Genomic DNA, 18,430 nt, shown 5'->3' on the forward strand with positions numbered 1-18,430 from the left:
CGATGTCCGACACCTGGCTCCTCCTTCTGTCCGCCGCCCTCGGGGCCGGTGCCCTCAACGCCCTGGCAGGAGGGGGCAGCTTCCTGACCCTGCCGGCCCTGTTCCAGGTCGGGCTGCCGCCCATTGCCGCCAATGCCACCAGCACGGTGGCGGTCAGCCCGGGCTACCTGGGCAGCACCTTGGGCTTCCGGGCCGAGCTGGCCCGCCTGCCCTCGGCCTTGCTGTGGAAGGACAGCGGCATCTGCGCGCTGGGCGGCCTGGCCGGCGCGGGACTGCTGCTGGTCACCCCCGGGCGGCTGTTCGTCGCGGTGGTGCCGTGGCTGCTGCTGTTCGCCACCGCGGTGTTCGCCGCGGGGCCCTGGCTGATCCGGCGGCTGAAGCAGCGCGCCGGGCCGGTCCCCAGCGCCGGCGCCGGCTGGCGACGGGCACTCGGCCTGGCAGCGGTCTCCATCTATGGGGGCTACTTCAACGGCGGCCTGGGCATCCTGCTGCTGGCGCTGTACCAGGCCACCGGCGTGAGCGACCTGCGCGAGGCCAATGCGCTGAAGAACCTGAACTCGCTGGTGCTGTCCAGCGTGTCGGTGCTCACCTTCGCCTGGGCCGGCCAAGTGCACTGGCCCGAGGCCCTGGGCATGGCGGTGGCGGCCATCGTCGGTGGCTATCTGGGCGCCGCCCTGACCCGCCGGCTGCCCGCCCACTGGGTGCGTGCCTTCGTCATCGCCACCGGCCTGTTCATGGCGGCCAAGTTCCTCTGGCGCTGAGGCCTGCCCGGGCCTGCGGTGCGGCCAGGCCACCCTTGCAAATTACGTAGGACCCACAAGCGACCGGGGGGAAGGCGGGTTCGATAATTTCGGCCTCCGCTTCCGCTCTTTCGCCATGTCCACCACCTCCCACGCTCCTGCCGGGCGCACCGGCAAGCCCCCGTTCTACCGCTCTCTTTACGTGCAGGTGCTGTTCGCCATCGCGGTGGGCGTGCTGCTGGGGCACTTCTCGCCGGACCTGGCCGCGCAGATGAAGCCGCTGGGTGACGGCTTCATCAGGCTCATCAAGATGATCATCGCCCCGATCATCTTCTGCACCGTGGTGCTGGGCATTGCCGGCATGGAGGACATGAAGAAGGTCGGCAAGACCGGTGGCCTGGCCCTGCTGTACTTCGAGGTTTTCTCCACCATCGCCCTGCTCATCGGCCTGGTGCTGGTGAACCTACTGCAGCCGGGCGCCGGCATGCACGTCGATGCCGCCACGTTGGACACCAAGGGCATCGCCGGCTACGTGGCGCCGGGCAAGGTGACCAGCACCACCGACTTCCTGCTCAACATCATCCCGAACAGCGTGGTGGACGCCTTCGCCAAGGGCGAGATCCTGCAGGTGCTGCTGTTCTCGGTGCTGTTCGGCTTTGCACTGCAGAAGTTCGGTGGCAAGCACAACATCGTCTTCCACTTCATCGAGAAGCTCTCGCAGGTGCTGTTCGCGGTGGTCAACGCCATCATGAAGGTGGCCCCCATCGGCGCCTTCGGCGCGATGGCCTTCACCATTGGCAAGTACGGCGTGGGCTCGCTGCTGCAATTGGCGCAGCTGATGGGCGCCTTCTACGGCACCTGCGTGCTGTTCATCGTCGTGGTGCTGGGCGCGGTGGCCCGCTTCCATGGCTTCTCGATCTTCAAGTACCTGCGCTTCGTCCGCGAGGAGCTGCTGATCGTGCTGGGCACCTCGTCCAGTGAATCGGCCCTGCCCGGCATGATGCGCAAGATGGAGCATGCTGGCGCCGAAAAGTCGGTCGTCGGTCTGGTGATCCCGACCGGCTACTCCTTCAACCTGGATGGCACCTCCATCTACCTGACCATGGCCGCGGTCTTCATCGCCCAGGCCACCGACACGCCGTTGAGCCTGATGCAGCAGCTCACGCTGCTGGCCGTGCTGCTGCTGACCAGCAAGGGCGCCGCGGGTGTCACCGGCTCGGGCTTCATCGTGCTGGCGGCCTCGCTGGGCGCGGTGGGCCATGTGCCGGTGGCCGGCCTGGCGCTGATCCTGGGCATCGACCGCTTCATGAGCGAAGCCCGCGCCCTGACCAACCTGATCGGCAACGGCGTGGCCACGCTGGTGGTGGCCAAGTGGGTGGGTGAGCTTGACGAAGAGAAGCTGCACGCTGCCCTGGTGGACCAGGTCCCCCTGCCGGAGCCGGACCTGTCGCTGCCCTCGCTGAACACAGCGCCCCTGACGCCGACCGCCACGGCGCGCTGATCAGTGTTCCTGGCTGCTCAACCAGCGAAGAAGAAGGTCGCCCGAGGGCGGCCTTCTTCGTTCATGGACGGGCGGCCCCTGTGGCCTCAGACACCTGCACTGCTGAGCGCGCCCAACACCAGTTCGCGCTGCTCGCAGCGGTGCAGTTCCATGGACGCGGTCGCACCCGCGGCGTTGGCCACACGGGACACGCAGCGCACGCGGATACCTCGCGCCCGGCAGGCCAGGGTCAGCTCATCGCGGATGCCCGACCACGCCCCCTGGTTGAGATGCTCTTCCTGCGCCCACACCAGTTCCTTCACCTGGGGATGGGCGGCCAGCAGCGCCGTCAAGGCCAAGCGCGGGAAGGGATAGAACTGCTCCAGCCGCCACAGGGCAACCTCGTGGGCCTGGAGTTCCTCGCGTCCGCAGGCCAGGTCGTAGTGCAGCTTGCCACTGCTCAGCACGACGCGACGCACCTGTTCGGCGGGCCACGCCCGGTCATCGCCCAGCAGAGGGGCAAAGCCGCCGCGGCACAAGGCCTGCAGGTCGCCGTGGGATGCCGCCTCCGCGTACAGGCTGCCCTTGGGGGTCAGCGCGATGAGCGGCTTGCGCACGGGGTCCAGGGCCTGCTGCCGCAGCAGATGAAACCATTGCACGGCCGTGGAAGGACAGACCACGCGCAGGTTGTCGTCCCCGCACAGCAGCAGAAAGCGGCTGAGATAGCCGGTGGAGTGCTCTGGCCCATTGCCCTCGTAGCCGTGCGGCAGCAAGACCCCCAGCGCCGCGGTCTGTCCCCATTTCGCCTCGCCCGAGCTCAGGTACTGGTCCAGATAGACCTGGGCCTCGTTGACGAAATCGCCGAACTGGGCCTCCCACAGCGCCAGGGTGCACGTGTCCTGCACGCTGCGTCCATATTCGAAGCCCAGCACCGCCTCCTCCGCGAGCGGCGAGTTCACCACGGTCAGGCTGGCTGCGCCTGAGCCGAGCTGTTGCAGCGGTACATGCGTGCGCGAGTTGGTCTGGTCGTGCCAGACGGCATGCCGGTGGAAGAAGGTTCCGCGCTGCACATCCATGCCCGAAATCCGCACCGGCACTCCCACAGCCAGCAGGGAGGCATAGGCCAGGTTTTCCGCCAGGCACCAGTCCACCGGAGCGGCCTCGTCCCCGGCGGCACGCAGCCAGCGCTGGCGCAGATCCTCCACCTTGGCATGTGGTCGAAAGTCTGCCGGCAGGGCAGCCATGGACCGCAACCAACCCTGGAGTTGGTCCAGCGCGGGCAAACCCGCGCGGGTGGGCAGCTGTGGTGCGGCCGCCTGGCAGGCGCCGACCAGGCTCTGGTGGTCGGACGCGCTGCGACCCCAGCTTGCCAACGCCGCCGCCCTGGCACGGTCTACGCACTGCACCAGCGCCTCCCGGGACGCGACGCCGGCGCGCACCGCCCGCTCCACATAGGCCTGCACCACGCCGGGCCGCTCCAGTGTCCGCTGCGCCATCTGCGGGCGGGTGAGCTCCTGGACATCGTGCTCGGAATGGCCATGCCGTCGGTAGCCCACCAGGTCGATGAGTACATCGGCCTTGAACCGGGCCCGATAGGCCAGGGCAAAGCCGACGGCACGGTCCAGTTGATCGGGGGCATCGGCGTTCACCCGCAGCACCGGTGCGTCCACCATGCGGGCGATGTCGGTGCAGTAGCGATGCTGCGCACCGTCCATGGGGTGCGGCGCGGTGAAACCCACCTGGTTGTTGATCACGATGTGCACCGTGCCGCCGATGTCGTAGCCAGGGTGACGGGTCAGGTGCAGGGTTTCCATCACCACCCCCTGGCCGGCAAAGGCTGCGTCGCCGTGCAAGGCGATCAGCAGGGCGCCTGGCCCGTCTTCCCCCGCTGACGAACGGGCAGCATGCGCCATGCCGCTGACCACCGGAAAGACGCTCTGCAAATGGGATGGATTGAAAGCCAGGGTCACGTCGACCTTGCCCTCAGCGGTCTCCACGACATGTCGGCGCCCCAGGTGATAGACCAGGTCCTGCGGCCAGCCTGCCTGATCGACCCCCGCGAAGTAGCCCAAGACCTCCTGGGCGGGCAGGCCCATCACATTGACCAGCAGGTTCACCCGCCCCCGGTGGGGCATGCCCAGCACCACCTGATCCACGCCCTGCTGCGCGGCACCAGCCAACAACAGGTCCACCAGGGGAATCAGAGACTCACAGCCTTCCAGGGAGAAGCGCTTGCCATGAGGATGCTGCTCGGCCACCCGTTCCTCCCAGGCCTGTGCCGCAACCAGGCGGTCAAGCAACGCCCTGCTGATCACGGAGGGCTGCATCGGCTCGGCCATACCCGCTTCGAACGCTTCGAAGCACCACGCGGCACGCGCCGCATCCCGCACGGCACTGCAATCCAGGGCCAGATCACCGCAATAGATGGCCTTGAGCCGCGCATCCAGCCCCTCCACATCCGGCACGCCGTAGCGCTCGGCATCGTCGGCCGAGAGGGCCTGATGGGGGTAGAGGCCGAACAACTGGGGGCGCAGCGTCCGGTGATCCGCGCGGGCCGACAGACCCAGCGGATCGACCCGGGCGCTGGAATGCCCACGCTGTCGGTGCCCTTCGGCGAAGTCACGCACGGCCTTGGCCGGCGCCTGCATGGGCAAGGCATGAGGGGTCTGCGTGCCCTGAGGCGGGGGGACATAAGCGGTCCATCCCTGCGGCAGAAGGGACTCAGAAAATGAGGATGAGGAGGTCGACATAAATACTTCCTGAACAGATGGAAGGAATTTCCTACGGTCTGCGTTTTTTCTTGTCTCCTCACCCCCGAACCCATTCCCGGTGAATTCAGTGCGTCGGTGTTGATTCTGTAAATATTCACCCGGCAGGTCTGTCAAGGATTCACCAAGATCGGCGACGAACACCCTGTCAACTCTGACAGAGTAAGGCGGCCCGTTCCTTGCTCAAGGTGGCCGCTCATCAGCGCCGATTTCGAATTTCCGGGGGCGCAAACCGTCCACTTTTTGGCTTAAGCCACTGGGCAAACAGTCGATACTGCCGACAACACAAAGACAACCGCGACAGTCGCAGGCCCGGGGTTTGTGTGGCGCATCTCCTCAGACTTACCCCTGTCCAGCGGCGGCCGGAAGTTCAGTTTCCAGATTCGGCAGATACCAAACCTTGATTGGGAGAAAGAATGCGCTTTGCCAACATGAAAATCGGAACTCGCCTGGGGCTTGCATTTGCCCTCATCATCGGTCTGATGCTGATCGTGATGTTCAGTGCCACCTCGGTGCTCAGCCGCACCTCGGATGCCATGAACGACCTGCTCAGCCAACGGTACGCACAGATCTCACTGAGCAACGACATCAAGGCTGTCGGCGATCGCGGCGCCCTCACCCTCGGCAAAATTCTTCTCAGCAGCAATCCAGACAAGATCAAGAAACTTCTTGACGAATATGCCAGCTTGAAAAAACTGAACGGGGAGAACCTGAGCAAGCTGGAAAACGCACTCCACTCGGATGAGGAGAAGGCCCTCTATGCCGAGCAGGGCGAAGCCCGAAAGGCCTATGGAGTCGTGGTGCGCAAGGTGTTTGATCTGCAAAAGCAGGGCGCCCACGAAGAGGCGATGGCGACCTATGCGGAGGAACTCCCCGCACCGCAGGCCAAGTACTACGCATTGATCGACAAGATGGTCGCGCTGCAAGCCCAGAAGATGCAGGAAAGTGCCAACAATGCCCAGCAGCAGGTGAGCACCTTCCGAAGCCTGATGCTGGTGACAGCCGTGGTGCTGATGGGTTTGGCCGTGACGGTGGCCATCTATATCACCCGGTCCATCACCCGTCCCATTCAGCAGGCCATCACGCTGGCCGAACAGGTGGCCTCCGGCAACCTGACCGCACGACTGAATGCGGTGGGACAGGACGAAGTCGGCCGACTCACCCAAGCCCTGCAAAGCATGGTCGCAGGCCTGCATCGGATCGTCACCCAGGTGCGCCAGAGCGCGGAATCCATCACCGTGGCCGCACGCGAGGTGGCCCAAGGCAACCAGGACCTCTCGACCCGCACCGAACAGCAGGCCAGCGCGTTGGAGGAGACGGCCTCCGCAATGGAGCAACTGACCTCGGCCATCCGTCTGAGCGCCGACAGTGCCGGTCAGGCCAAGCAGTCCGCGGTCTCCGCATCGACCGTGGCCAGCCGTGGCGGTGAAGTCATGGGCGAGGTGGTCAGCACCATGAGCAACATCGCCGAATCCTCCAAGCGCGTGGTGGAAATCATCAGCGTGATCGACGGTATCGCCTTCCAGACCAACATCCTGGCGCTCAACGCGGCTGTGGAGGCGGCCCGGGCCGGTGAACAGGGCCGCGGTTTTGCCGTCGTGGCGGGCGAGGTGCGCAGCCTGGCCCAGCGCAGTGCCCAGGCGGCCAAGGAGATCAAATCCCTGATCGACGCCTCAGCCACCCAGGTGGACGAAGGCACCCGCATGGTGGCCGGCGCCGGCCAGACCATGCAGCAGGTGGTCTCCGGCATCCAGCAGGTCACCACGCTGGTGACCGAGATCAGTGGCTCGGCCCGCGAACAGAGCACCGGCGTGGAGCAGGTCAATGTCGCCATCACCGAGATGGACGACTCGACCCAGAAGAACGCCGCGATGGTGGAACAGAGCACCGCGGCGGCACGGTCCCTGGAAGATCAGGCCCACCAGCTCAACCAGCTCGTGCAATCCTTCGTACTCTGAGAGGCCGTCCCGTGGCGAGTGCCGTCACGGGCGCGCCATCCGCCCCGCGTCCACCACCGCACACAGGCGCGCGCAGCGCACCCACACCACCAGCAGCAGGCCCGCCTGGCCCAGCAGCCAGGCCAGGGCCAGGCCGCCGGTGGGCAGACCGGCCAGGCGCCAGCGCAGGCCGGTGCACAGGGCCAGCCCCACGGCGGCCAGCAGGCCCAGCCCGAGAAAGAGTCCCAGCACCCGGCCCCGGTCGCGGCCCAGCATGCGCAAGCCCCGCCACCAGGCCAGCACTGCCGACCGGCGGCGCGGCTCCAGCACCAGCAGCGCCCGACCCGCTTCCGCGCTGGCCAGGGCCAGCAGTGCCAGGAACCAGGTCAGGCCCTGCGCCAGCCGCTCCCAGAACAGGGCGTCGGACTCCAGCACCATGTGCTCGCCACGCCGCTCAGCCAGGTGGGTCAGCCCATTGCCCAGGGCCATGGCCAGCGCCAGCAGCAGCAGGCTCCAAACCAGCGCACGGCCCATGCGGCCATAGTCGGCCAGACCGGCGCGCAGCAGCTCATTCCAGCGCAAGCGGGTGGGCTGACGGACCGCCACGCCGGCCATGGCGGTCAGCCAGGGCGTGAACAGCAGGGTCCAGACCAGGCCAAAAGCGCCCAGCACCGGCACAGGCACCAGGCTGGGCGCCAGGAAGACCTGGCCCAGAGCCTCCGCCAGCAGCGACAGGTCAATGCCCCTGGCCAGGGCCGGCGCCAGCAGCGAATGGTCCAGTTGGCGGGACAGGGCCTGCCAGACTGGCAGCCCCACCACGATCGCGGGCACGGTCAGCACCGCCCACCAGGCCAGCAGCAGCCGCCACTGGGCCATCCGGCGCAGCGCGCGGCCCATCTGGCCGAACCAGCCCATGCGGGGCACGGCGGGCAGATCACCCGCGATATGGAGCGTCAAGGACACGGTCACAGCGTGCTCACCAAGGCAAAGAGGGTTTGGGCCAGACCCGTGATCTCATGGGCCCAGCGGCGGGCGGCGCGGCCATCGGCCTCCAGGCGCCAGCTGTTGTCGATCAGCTTGGTGTCCAGGCGGTTGCGGCCTTCCGGGTCGATCTCCACCGAGACGGCCTGGCTGGGCCGGATCCAACTGATCCGCTGCCAGGGTTGCTCGCCATCCCAGGTGATCTTCTCGGTGCTGCCGTCGGCAAAGCGCACCTTCACCGTCTGCGGCACGGCCACGCCGTCCCGGCGCAGCATCACCGTCGTCTTCCAGGGGAAGGGCCCCTCGCCGGCCTGGGCCTTGGGATGGGCCTTGGTCCAGGCGGCGCGCTGCGCCTGCACTTCGCGATCCACATCCTCGCTACGGCGCAGGGTCCAACGGCCGTTCACCTGGCGCCAGCCGGCGTCGGGCAGCATCTCCTCGCTGGTGAGCGAATCGACCTTGTCGTCGAGCTTGCGCACCGCATAGACCTGCTGCTCGAAGAGGCGGTTGACCACCTCGGGCCGCCCCGAGACCTCGGACAGCACGGCCTGCAGATCGCCAATGGCCGGGTGGCGGTACTTCCAGCGCGCGTAATAGACCTTGAAGGCCTTCTCGATCACGGGCTTGCCCAGCGTGGCTTCCAGGTCGCGCATCACCGTGGCGGTGCGGCCATAGACGCTGCCATAGCCTTCGCTGCTGTAGCGGTCCCAGGCATTGGCGCCGATGGCGTCGGTGGCGCGCCCCATCACGCTGAACATGCGCTCCATGTCGAAGACGGCGATCTCTGGCGCCCAGCCCAGGGCCCGCAGGCGCTGGCGGGTGACCGGGATCTTCTGGCCCCGGTCGCGGATCATGCGCAGGTCCCAGTACTCGTTGAGGCCCTCGTCCAGCATGGGCTCCTCGAACTCGTTGGAGCCCAGGAGGCCGTAGAAGTAACCGTGGCCGAACTCGTGGATGGTCACGAAGTCCAGGTCGTAGGCGTTCCAGGTGCCCGGCTCGGCATGGGCGTAGCTGCTGGCAGTGAAGAAGGTGGGGTACTCCATGCCCCCGGCCTCCTCCGCGTTGAAGGGCGGAATCACCGCCGTCACGGTCCGGTAGGGGTAGGGCCCCAGCGTCTGCGAGAAGTAGGTCAGCGAATCCAGCGTGGCCTGCAGCACCGGCTGGGCGTTGGCCTGGTATTCGGGCGGGTAGAGCACGGTCACCGTCACCGGCGGGCTGCCCGGGCCGGTCCATTGCGCGGTCAACGGCTTGGCGGTGCGGCGGTCGGCCGTCCAGGCGAAGTCATGCACATCGCCCTGCACGAAATGGTAGGTCTTGCGCCCGCCCTGCACCACCGGCTCGCCCTGAAGCTCGCCGACGGCGCCCACCGTCACGTCCTGCGGCACGTCGATCTTGACATCGAAGAGGCCGTAGTCGGCGTAGAACTCGCTGTGCAGATGGAATTCGTGGGCGTTCCAGCGCACTTCCTTGGCGCCACGCTCGCCGGGCAGCTCCAGCACCGCGATCTTGGGGAACCACTGGCCCACCAGGTGGAAGCTGCCGAAGTAGCCGGTGCGGGCCAGCACGCGCGGCAGCTTGTCGAAGAAGTCAATGTCCAGCGTGGTGCTGGCGCCCGGGCCCACCGCCTGCGGCAGGTCCAGCCGCACGACGGTGTGGTCGGTGGCGGGGCCGCCGTCGGGCTGCACGAAGCGCCAGGGCACAGCCTGACCGCCCTGCTGCACCTTGCGCAGCTCGGTGTAGCCCCAGTCGTCGTCCTCCACGTCCACCGCGCTGCGGAAGGAAAAGCCCTGCCGGCGCTCGGTCATGAAGGTGCTGCCCTCGCCCTCAAAGGCGTTGAGGTACAGGTGCAGATAGACCGACTGCACGGGGCGGTCCGAGCGGTTGCGCCAGGTCAGCTTCTGGCGGCCGTCGACCGTGTGCTTGTCGGGGTCGAGCTTGGCCTCGATCTGGTAGTTCACCACCCGGTCGGACAGCGTGGGCTCGGTGCCCTGACGCGGGCCGCCCCAGGCGCCCGGCGCACTGGGCTCACGCACGGCCGCCGCGTGGGGCAGGGCCAGCGCGATGCCGTCGGGCGACGGCGGCAGAGCCCCGTTCGGGTGGATCGTCGGCGCGGCGGAGGCGAGGCTGGTGGCCTGCCTGTCGTCGCCGTGGGAAGAGGACCACCAGAGTCCCCCGCCCAGGGCCAGCGCCAGCACGGCGCCCAGCCCCAGAAGTGCTTTGGTCTTGCCCAGCATCTGCGGTCACGGTTTACAACAATCGGCGGATGATAGGTGGGGCCGGCCTCCAGCAAGCCGGGCACAAGCCCCACCCCCCAGTTCGAGGGGGTGAGTCATCCTCAAAATGTCGCTGAGGGTCGAGCTTCGGCGTTTCAGCCGGCCTCCTCGTCTCGCCAGATCCGGGGCGGCTGCAGGCCCCGGCGGGCAATGGGCGTGGAAAAGACGATGGAGGTGCGGGTTTCGCCAAAGCCATTGATCCGGGCCAGCAGCCGCTCCAGATCCTGCAGGCTGCGCGCCACCACCGTCATCAGGTAGGAATCCGCGCCGCTGACGTGGTGGCATTCCAGCACCTCGGGCAGCGCCCGCAGGGTGTCCAGCAGGGCTCGCTTGCCCGGCTGCGGCACATGGATGCCCACGATGGCCTGCACCCCATAGCCCAGGGTCGCCGGTTCCAGCACCGCCTGCACGCCGCGGATCACCCCGGCCTCCTGCAGGCGCTTGAGCCGTTCGGCCGTGGCCGGCAGCGACAAGCCCGCCGCCTCGGCCAGCACCTTCAGCGGCGCCCGCCCATCGGCTTGCAGGACCTGCAGCAGGGCCCAGGCCTTGTCATCGAGCTGAATGCCCGGAGCAGTTTCGGTATTGGCCATGCTTCCCCTGAAAAATCGCAAGTCAATTCAGCTTCTCACCTTATCTTGCCACTGGAGCGCTCGGGGACTGGCCCCTACCATCCCAGCATGGACACCGCTTCGCTGCTGCTCTTTGGCCAGGCCATGCTCGTGGGCCTGTCGATCGCCGCCCCCGTGGGGCCGATCGGGCTGCTGACCATCCAGCGCACCCTGGCCCAGGGACCCCGCGCCGGCTTGGCCACCGGCCTGGGCGCCGCCGCGGCCGATGCCTGCTATGGCGCCCTGGGGGCCTTCGGCGTGCAACTGGTCATCGGCACCCTGGTGAGCCTGCGCGGACCGCTGTCCCTGCTGGGTGGCGGGGTGCTGGGCTGGATGGCCTGGCGCACCTGGCGCCAGCCGGTGGCCGAGCGTGCCGCCGAACTGGCCACCGGGGGTGACCTGCTGCGCAACTTCGGGGGCACCTTCCTGCTGACCCTGTCCAACCCGGCCACCATCTTCTCCTTCCTGGCCGTGTTCAGCGCCCTGGCTGGCGGCACGGTGCGACCGCTGTCACCGCTGTGGATGGTGACCGGCGTGGGCCTGGGCTCGGCCCTGTGGTGGTGGCTGCTGACCTGGACCGTGGGCCGGCTGCGCCACCGGCTGGACACCGTCTGGCGGCAGCGGATCAACCGCGTCTCCGGCGCGCTACTGGGCGCCATCGCCTTGTGGGCCCTGGCGCAGGCCGCGGTCAACGGGCTCGGCCTCGGCTGAAGGCCTGGGGGGCCGGCCCATTCATCGGCGCCGGTCACCGTTCATCCACGCCCTGGCGCGCTTCGTCGCAAGCGCATGGCGGCGCTGGAAGGGGCTCCCTACAGTCCACTCCAACGCAACACGACGGCACCGCCGCCAACCCCAGGAGCCATACCATGAACACCGCCTTCACCGCCTCGACCGCCTCCACCCGCGCTGGCCTGCTGGGCCTGGCGTTCGTGACCTGCCTGACCCTGCTGGGGGGCGTCTCCCGCATCGCCGACCACCAGGTCCGCGACGTGCAACTGGCCCAGGCCGCCGCCACGCCGATGGCCCTGGCCAACACCGCCGAGGTGCCGGTGCAGGTCATCCACATCGTCGGCAAGCGCATCGCCAACACCTGACCCCATGCCGCGGGCGGGCCGACCGGCGACCCCGGGGAGCCCGTCAACGCATCGCGTGTTCCCTGCGTTAAGGGAATGGCTTTCGAGCCACTGACTCCTCCAATATTCGGCCCCGCCTCGGCGGGGCCTTTTTTCATCTGCCCCCGTCCCCGGCCATCGCTATGATGCGGTGCAATATCGCGATCCCGCCCCGATGACCCTCTGGCTCTTGATCACCCGTCTGGGCGAAGCCCAGATCCTGCTGCCCGCCGCCGGCCTGGCCCTGCTGCTGCTGGCGCAGCGGCAGGACAGCCGCGCCGCCGCCCTGCGCTGGGCGCTGGCCTTGGGCCTGGGCACGCTGGTGACCACCATCAGCAAGGTCGCCTTCCTGGGCTTCGGGCTGGGCATCGCTTCACTGGACTTCACCGGTTTCTCTGGCCACTCCATGTATGCGGCCGGCGTGGACATTCCACTGCTGGCCATCTGCGCACTGGCCTTGATCGGCCGTGGGCGCTGGGCCGGCGCCGTGCTGGGCACCGGGCTGGCTGTGCTGATTGCCGTCTCGCGGGTGGAGGTGGGCGCCCATTCCGTGTCGGAAGCCATCGCCGGCTTTGTGCTGGGTGGCGCCCTGGCTGCCTGGGTGGTGGCCGCGCTGCCAGCACGCTGGCCCGCCCAGCCGGCGCTGCGCACCGCGGTGGGCCTGGCCCCGCTGGGCCTGACCCTGTGGCTGGCTGCCGGCGTGGCCTGGGCGCCGCCGCCGGTCACCCATTCACTGGTGGTCCGCCTGTCCCTGGCCCTGTCGGGCCGGGAGCACCCCTACACCCGCGCCCACCTGCACGCGGCACCCAAGGCGCATCTGCCCCCGCGATCCTGGCCCCCGGCGGGCGAGACCGATCTGGCCTGAGGGCGCCTGAGGCACGCCCAGGAGCTGATGATCCAAAGCGCGCCGCGCCCGCTTCCATAATCGGGCATGTCTGAGCCGCCCCTTGCCGAATCCCCGCCTGCCACCGCAGCCCCCATCGGCATCGTCGGCATCGGCGCGTCCGCAGGGGGGCTGGCGGCGATGGAGCAGTTCCTGGCCCAGGTGCCGCCCGCCAGCGGTCTGGCCTATGTGGTGGTGCAGCACCTGGACCCCACCCACAAGGGCATGCTCAGCGAACTGCTGCAGCGCTGCACGGCCATGCCCGTGCGGGAAGTGCAGTCCGCGCAGGACATCCAGCCGAACGTGGTCTATGTGATTGCGCCCAACGCCGAGCTGAGGGTCAGTGGCAACCACCTGTGCCCAGCCCTGCCGACTCAGCCGCGTGGCCGGCGGCTGCCTGTCGATGTGCTGTTCAGCTCCATGGCCCGCGAACGCGGCGCACGGGCCGTGGGTGTCGTGCTGTCCGGCATGGGTGAGGACGGCACCCTGGGCCTGCAGGCCATCAAGAGCCAGGGCGGCCTGACACTGGCACAGCAGCCTGATTCAGCCCAGTTCGACGCCATGCCCCGCAACGCCATCGCCGCCGGTTGCGTCGACATCGTGGCCGTCCCCGGCGACATGCCCGCCCGCATCGTGGCGCTGACCCGCGCGCCGCCCCTTGCCGGGCCCGCCGAGGCAGGGGTCAGCGAAGAGGCCGTGGCGGCTGCCGACGCGGCCCCGCTGGCGACCATCCTGGCCCTGGTGCAGGAGCACACCCGCCACGACCTCACGCTCTACAAGTCGAACACGCTGCTGCGGCGCATCGCGCGCCGCATGGCGGTCCATGGTCTGGCCAGCATGGTGGCCTACGAGGGCTTTCTGCGGCAGAACCCGCAGGAGATCGACCTGCTGTTCAACGAGGTCCTGATTGGTGTCACCGCCTTCTTTCGCGACCCGCAGGTGTGGCAGGAGCTGACGGACGCCGTGCTGCCGCCACTGCTGGCGCAAAGGGGCGCCGATGACCGGCAGCTGCGTGTCTGGGTGGCGGGCTGCTCCACCGGGGAGGAGGCCTACTCGCTGGCGATGGTCTTCGCCGAGGTGATCGAGTCACGGCCCGAGTTCAGCGACTTCACGCTGCAGATCTTCGCCACCGACCTCAGCGCCGACGCAATCGCCTTTGCCCGGGCCGGGCAGTACCCGGCCGCTATCGCGCACGATGTCCCGCCACAGCGGCTGGCCCGCTTCTTCACCCAGCACGCCGGTGGCTACCTGATCAGCCCGCGCATCCGCGAGACCGTGTTGTTCGCCCAGCATGACGTGATCCTGGATCCGCCGTTCACCCGCCTGGATCTGCTGTCCTGCCGCAACCTGATGATCTACTTCAGCGCCCCGCTCCAGCATCGGCTGGTGGCGCTGTTCCACTACAGCCTGCGCCCCGGCGGTGTGCTGCTGCTGGGCGAGTCTGAGACCGTGGGCCGATCCCAGGCCCTGTTCACGCCACTGCACCCGAAGTCGCGGATCTACTCGCGCAACCTGCGCGGGGGCGTGATCGGCGCGGCCCTGTTCCCCACCCACCGCCGACCGGTGGCCAAGATGGCCGCCCAGGAGACGAGTCTGATCCACCCCTACACCCTTCCCGTCAACCTGCAGTCCCTGGCGGACCAGGTGGTGCTGCAGCTCTTCTCGCCCGCGGCCGTGCTGGTCAACGAGTCCGGCGACATCGTCTACATCAACGGCCGCACCGGCCGCTACCTGGAGCCGGCGGCCGGCAAGGCGAACTGGAACATCCATGTGATGGCACGTCCCGGCATCCGGGCCCAGCTGTCGGTGGCCCTGCGCAGCGCCTTGCAGGCGCGCAGTCCGGTCGAGCTGCAGGGGCTCAAGATCGACGATGAAGACACCGTCTTGGTCGACATCACCGTGCGCCCCCTGGCCCACCCCAGGGCGCTCGAAGGCATGGTGATGATCGCCTTCCGCGACGCCCTGCCGGCGCAGACGGCACGCAGCCGCCGCGCCCGGGCCGCGCAGGGGGTGGATGCCGCGGTCAGCGAAGAGCTGATCCGCTCGCGCGAGGAGATCCGCGCCCTGCGCCAGGAGATGCTTGCCTCGCAGGAGGAGCTGCAGGCCGCCAACGAGGAACTGCAGTCGACCAACGAGGAGCTGCAGTCGGCCAACGAGGAGCTGACCACCGCCAAGGAGGAAGCGCAGTCCATGAACGAGGAACTGCAGACCATCAACGGCGAGCTGCAGGCCAAGCTCGACGACCTGGCGCTGGCGCAGAGCGACATGCAGAACCTGCTCAACAGCACGGACATCGCCACGCTGTTCCTGGACAACGAGTTGAACGTGCGGCGCTTCACCGAGCAGATCACGCGCGTCATCCACCTGCGTGAAGGCGATGTCGGGCGGCCGCTCAGTGAACTGGCCAGCACCCTGATCTACCCCGAGCTGTACGCCGATGTGAAGGAGACGCTGCGCACCCTGGCCTTCACGGAAAAGCAGATCGCAACCACGGACGGCCAATGGTTTTCGGTGCGCATCATGCCGTACCGCACCCTGTCCAACGTGATCCAGGGCGCGGTGATCACTTTCGTCGACATCACCACTGCCAAAGCGCTGGAGTCCCGCCTGCGCAAGGAGTAGAGTGGGATTGAGCCGTCATGCGGCGGGAGCCGTTCCATGGCACACATCGAATCCACAGAGACGCCTCCTGCAGACCTGCGATTGCGCGCAGCGTTGCGCCTGGACGGCAGGGCCAGCCCCAAGGCGTCGGTCAGCATCGGGTTCGATGCGCTGTCGGTGCTCCATGCGCTGGCCTCCACGCCGGAGAGGGCGGCCGACGCGCTGGCCCTGCTGCATGAGTTGCAGGTGCATCAGGTCGAACTGGAGCTCCAGGCCGAGGAACTGCGAGAGTCCCGGCAGGCGCTGGAGCTGGCGCTGGCGCAGCAGGCACAGCGCTACGACCACCAGCCGGTGGCCTGCTTCACCCTTGACCAGAACCTGCTCGTGCACGAGCTCAACCGGATGGCCGCCCGCGCGCTGGGCCTCGATCAGGACGATGCCTGTGGCCAGGCGATGGACAGCTTTCTGTCCCCGCAGGGTGGGCAGACGATGCGCGCGCTGATCGCCGCCTGCCGTGATCGCGATCCGCCCGTGGCGGCGGCCACGCTGACATTGCAACCCCGCAGCGGCACGGCACAGACCTTCAGGGTGTCCCTCGGCCCGCTGCCCGACGAAGCGTTGTTCCTGGCGACCTTCTGCGAAGAGTCCGCCACCGATCCCGCGCACCAGGCCGGAAGGTGATCCAGCGGGCGCTGGGCGGCTCAGCCGCCCGGTCCGTCGAAGAAGGCGTGGCGGCACTGGTCACGCTTGGCCCGGTACATGGCAGTGTCGGCATGCCGCAGCAACTCGTCCACACTGCGGCCATCCTGCGGGCACAGGGCGATGCCGATGCTCGGGCGCACCGACAGATTCAGCGTGCCGATCTGCATCGGGGCCGCCACGGCGTCGAACAGCTTGTCGGCCAGGTGACCGATCTGCTCGCGGCTGGACATGCCATCGCACAGGCAGGCGAATTCATCCCCGCCCAGGCGGCTGACCATGTCGCCGGAGCGGAGCAGACGGCCCAGCCGGGCGCCCACGATCTGCAGCAACTCGTCACCCACATGGTGGCCATGGGCGTCGTTGATGGGCTTGAAGGCGTCGAGGTCCAGGAACAGCACGGCCAGCGCACCCGGATGCGCGTCACGCTGGGCCAGCGCCTGTTCGAGTCGCTCGACGAAAAAGCGCCGGTTGGGCAGCTGAGTCAGGCTGTCATGCAAGGCCAGATGCCGGGCGTGCCGCTCCCCGTCGCGGGTGCCGGTCAGTTCCGCATGGATCCGGTCCAGCGTCGCCTGGGTCTCCAGGACATGCCGCTCCAACTCCCGCGAGCGAGCCAGTTCCTGCATCAGCATCTGATACAGCTGGCCCATGGTCTGCACGCACTCCACCAACTCGGTGCGATGGCGCGAGGTGTTGTGGGCGATCGCCGTGCCGGTCTTGCGGGGGAGCACCAGCCCCTCCAGCTGCGCGGTGACGCTGCCGAACAGAGTGTCCAGATGCGCTGTCGTTGATGGCGCCTTCATGCGGTCCGAGGCGCCCATGCGGGCCCCTCTCAGGCCTTTGCGCCCCTGGACCGGATGGCTTTGCCACATGGTGTGCCCCATCGGCCGTCTCCCCGTCAAAGTCAGCCCGCGCAACCCTGCCCGCAAGGGCTTCAAGACTTCTGTCGGGGGGGCGCTGCAGCACCTCCTGCCGGGGGTGCGGGCGGGGGTGCCTTCTTGGGCTTCTTGGCTTCCTTGTTGCCGCGCTGTGGCTTGCTCATGGTGTCTCTCTGGCTGAACGGCAGGGCGGCTCCGAGCATCTCTGAGATCCGCCTTGCCGACCGCTGCAGTATGGTCAGCCATGGCGGGTGCTTTCTGTGCGCTAGCGAACGCTGGGATTCAGCAGACGGTCGTACTCGCGCTTGACCACCGCATAACACTCGCAGGTCCGCGCCTCCAGGCCGGGCCGGTCCAGCACGGTGATGTGTCCCCGCGCATAGCGGATCAGGCCAGCCGACTGGAGCTTCAAGGCAGCCTCGGTCACACCTTCGCGCCGCACCCCCAGCATGTTGGCGATCAGCTCCTGCGTCATCACCAGTTCGGGGCCCGGCAGGCGATCCAGGCTCAGCAGCAGCCAGCGGCACAGCTGCTGGTCCAGCGAGTGGTGGCGGTTGCAGACGGCCGTCTGCGACATCTGCGTGATCAGGGCCTGGGTGTAGCGCAGCATCAGGTGCATCACGGAGCCCGCCCGCTCGAACTCTTCCTTGAGCAGCTGCGCGCGCAGGCGAAGGCCCTGGCCGGCGCTCTGAACCACACCGCGGCTGGGTGTGGAGTCGCCCCCCATGAACAGCGAGATGCCCACCAGGCCCTCGTTGCCCACCATGGCGATCTCGGCCGAGGCCCCGGTCTCCGTCACATAAAGAATGGAGACGATGGCCGTGGTCGGGAAGTACACATGGCTCAGGGTGCGCCCGGGTTCGTAAAGTGCCATCCCCAGGGGCAGGTCGACCGACTCCAGGTGCGGCAACCAGCGGGCCTTTTCTGCCGGGGCCAGGCGCGAGAGCAGGTGGTTTTGCTCGCAGGCGAAGACCAGAGCCATGGGGGTTCTCCAGGATACCTACGGTTGCGGCGCACCGACAGAACACCCGCGTAGAAGCGAGGACCATGCGCTCTCTTCTGGCTCACTATACGCGCCATCTGCGTGCGGCAGCGCACAGATCGCGCGGGGGGCAGCGCCTATCGTGAGCCACAGCGGGTGTTGGTCGGTCAAGGCCCTGGCACTCCCTCTTTGCTCCCTGTGTCCCATTTCCGTGTGGCGGCCACGCCAGGCGGGCGGAGTTGATCATGAACCACCAGGCCACCTCCGGAATGCACTGGCTCACTTCGTCCTTCGGCGACAGCGCCGAGGCCTCGCCGCGCGAGCTCAGCGAGCTCGGCGAGCACCTGGCCCGCTGCCGGCACAGAAACCACCGCCTGTTCACGCTGCGCCACGGCGCCGGGGTGCTGGGCGGCTTCATGCTGGCGCGCATCGTCACCAGCGCGCTGGTGCTGGTGCTGCTGGTGGCGGCCTTGCTGTCCGTCCTCTGA

Annotated in this window: 15 protein-coding genes; 9 read left to right on the plus strand and 6 right to left on the minus strand. The window is 68.1% G+C overall.

Annotated features, from left to right (window positions below; genetic code table 11):
- Positions 1 to 2: 2 nt before the first annotated feature.
- A complete protein-coding gene (locus M0L44_RS02095; RefSeq protein WP_252767948.1) occupies positions 3 to 761 on the plus strand; it encodes a sulfite exporter TauE/SafE family protein in 759 nt (252 codons plus the stop codon).
- Positions 762 to 876: 115 nt separating this feature from the next.
- Positions 877 to 2,241 carry a dicarboxylate/amino acid:cation symporter gene (locus M0L44_RS02100; protein ID WP_252767949.1) on the plus strand — a complete coding sequence of 455 codons (1,365 nt, stop codon included), beginning with the start codon at positions 877 to 879 and terminating at the stop codon, positions 2,239 to 2,241.
- Positions 2,242 to 2,327: 86 nt separating this feature from the next.
- Here the strand turns inward: M0L44_RS02100 and M0L44_RS02105 are convergent, their stop codons facing one another.
- The gene (locus M0L44_RS02105; RefSeq protein ID WP_252767950.1) at positions 2,328 to 4,868 is read right to left on the minus strand and encodes a 2-oxoglutarate dehydrogenase E1 component; all 2,541 of its coding nucleotides are present in this window, start codon (positions 4,866 to 4,868) and stop codon (positions 2,328 to 2,330) included.
- Positions 4,869 to 5,419: 551 nt separating this feature from the next.
- Here M0L44_RS02105 and M0L44_RS22055 point away from each other — a divergent pair.
- A complete protein-coding gene (locus tag M0L44_RS22055) occupies positions 5,420 to 6,946 on the plus strand; it encodes a methyl-accepting chemotaxis protein (RefSeq protein ID WP_290429027.1) in 1,527 nt (508 codons plus the stop codon).
- Positions 6,947 to 6,970: 24 nt separating this feature from the next.
- Here M0L44_RS22055 and M0L44_RS02120 read toward each other — a convergent pair whose 3' ends face one another.
- The 3 genes from M0L44_RS02120 to M0L44_RS02130 all read right to left on the minus strand — a co-directional run bounded on the left by M0L44_RS02120 (position 6,971) and on the right by M0L44_RS02130 (position 10,769).
- Positions 6,971 to 7,888 (minus strand): hypothetical protein, encoded by a 918-nt coding sequence (locus M0L44_RS02120; RefSeq protein ID WP_252767951.1) that lies wholly within the window; start codon positions 7,886 to 7,888, stop codon positions 6,971 to 6,973.
- A gap of 2 nt (positions 7,889 to 7,890) precedes the next feature.
- Positions 7,891 to 10,140 carry a M1 family metallopeptidase gene (locus tag M0L44_RS02125; RefSeq protein ID WP_252767952.1) on the minus strand — a complete coding sequence of 750 codons (2,250 nt, stop codon included), beginning with the start codon at positions 10,138 to 10,140 and terminating at the stop codon, positions 7,891 to 7,893.
- A gap of 134 nt (positions 10,141 to 10,274) precedes the next feature.
- On the minus strand, positions 10,275 to 10,769 hold the full coding sequence (locus tag M0L44_RS02130) for an Lrp/AsnC family transcriptional regulator (protein WP_252767953.1): 495 nt from the start codon (positions 10,767 to 10,769) through the stop codon (positions 10,275 to 10,277).
- Between the two features lie 87 nt (positions 10,770 to 10,856).
- On the opposite strand from M0L44_RS02130, the gene M0L44_RS02135 reads away from it, so the two are divergent.
- The 5 genes from M0L44_RS02135 (at position 10,857) to M0L44_RS02155 (ending at position 16,064) form a co-directional block, all read left to right on the plus strand.
- Positions 10,857 to 11,498 (plus strand): LysE family translocator, encoded by a 642-nt coding sequence (locus tag M0L44_RS02135; RefSeq protein ID WP_252767954.1) that lies wholly within the window; start codon positions 10,857 to 10,859, stop codon positions 11,496 to 11,498.
- Between the two features lie 155 nt (positions 11,499 to 11,653).
- Positions 11,654 to 11,881, plus strand: coding sequence for a hypothetical protein (locus M0L44_RS02140; protein ID WP_252767955.1), 228 nt, complete (start codon positions 11,654 to 11,656; stop codon positions 11,879 to 11,881).
- A 193-nt stretch (positions 11,882 to 12,074) separates the two neighbouring features.
- Positions 12,075 to 12,764, plus strand: coding sequence for a phosphatase PAP2 family protein (locus M0L44_RS02145; protein ID WP_252767956.1), 690 nt, complete (start codon positions 12,075 to 12,077; stop codon positions 12,762 to 12,764).
- Between the two features lie 66 nt (positions 12,765 to 12,830).
- Positions 12,831 to 15,404 (plus strand): chemotaxis protein CheB, encoded by a 2,574-nt coding sequence (locus tag M0L44_RS02150; protein ID WP_252767957.1) that lies wholly within the window; start codon positions 12,831 to 12,833, stop codon positions 15,402 to 15,404.
- 36 nt (positions 15,405 to 15,440) lie between these two features.
- Positions 15,441 to 16,064 carry a PAS domain S-box protein gene (locus M0L44_RS02155; protein ID WP_252767958.1) on the plus strand — a complete coding sequence of 208 codons (624 nt, stop codon included), beginning with the start codon at positions 15,441 to 15,443 and terminating at the stop codon, positions 16,062 to 16,064.
- Between the two features lie 20 nt (positions 16,065 to 16,084).
- Here M0L44_RS02155 and M0L44_RS02160 read toward each other — a convergent pair whose 3' ends face one another.
- Both M0L44_RS02160 and M0L44_RS02165 read right to left on the minus strand, forming a co-directional pair.
- A complete protein-coding gene (locus M0L44_RS02160) occupies positions 16,085 to 16,903 on the minus strand; it encodes a GGDEF domain-containing protein (RefSeq protein WP_252767959.1) in 819 nt (272 codons plus the stop codon).
- Between the two features lie 322 nt (positions 16,904 to 17,225).
- Positions 17,226 to 17,942, minus strand: coding sequence for a Crp/Fnr family transcriptional regulator (locus M0L44_RS02165; protein ID WP_252767960.1), 717 nt, complete (start codon positions 17,940 to 17,942; stop codon positions 17,226 to 17,228).
- Positions 17,943 to 18,187: 245 nt separating this feature from the next.
- On the opposite strand from M0L44_RS02165, the gene M0L44_RS02170 reads away from it, so the two are divergent.
- Positions 18,188 to 18,430: a hypothetical protein gene (locus M0L44_RS02170; protein WP_252767961.1), complete on the plus strand. Its 243-nt coding sequence runs from the start codon at positions 18,188 to 18,190 to the stop codon at positions 18,428 to 18,430.

The sequence above is a fragment of the Ideonella oryzae genome (assembly GCF_024055665.1).
Taxonomy (GTDB): Bacteria; Pseudomonadota; Gammaproteobacteria; order Burkholderiales; family Burkholderiaceae_C; genus Ideonella; species Ideonella oryzae.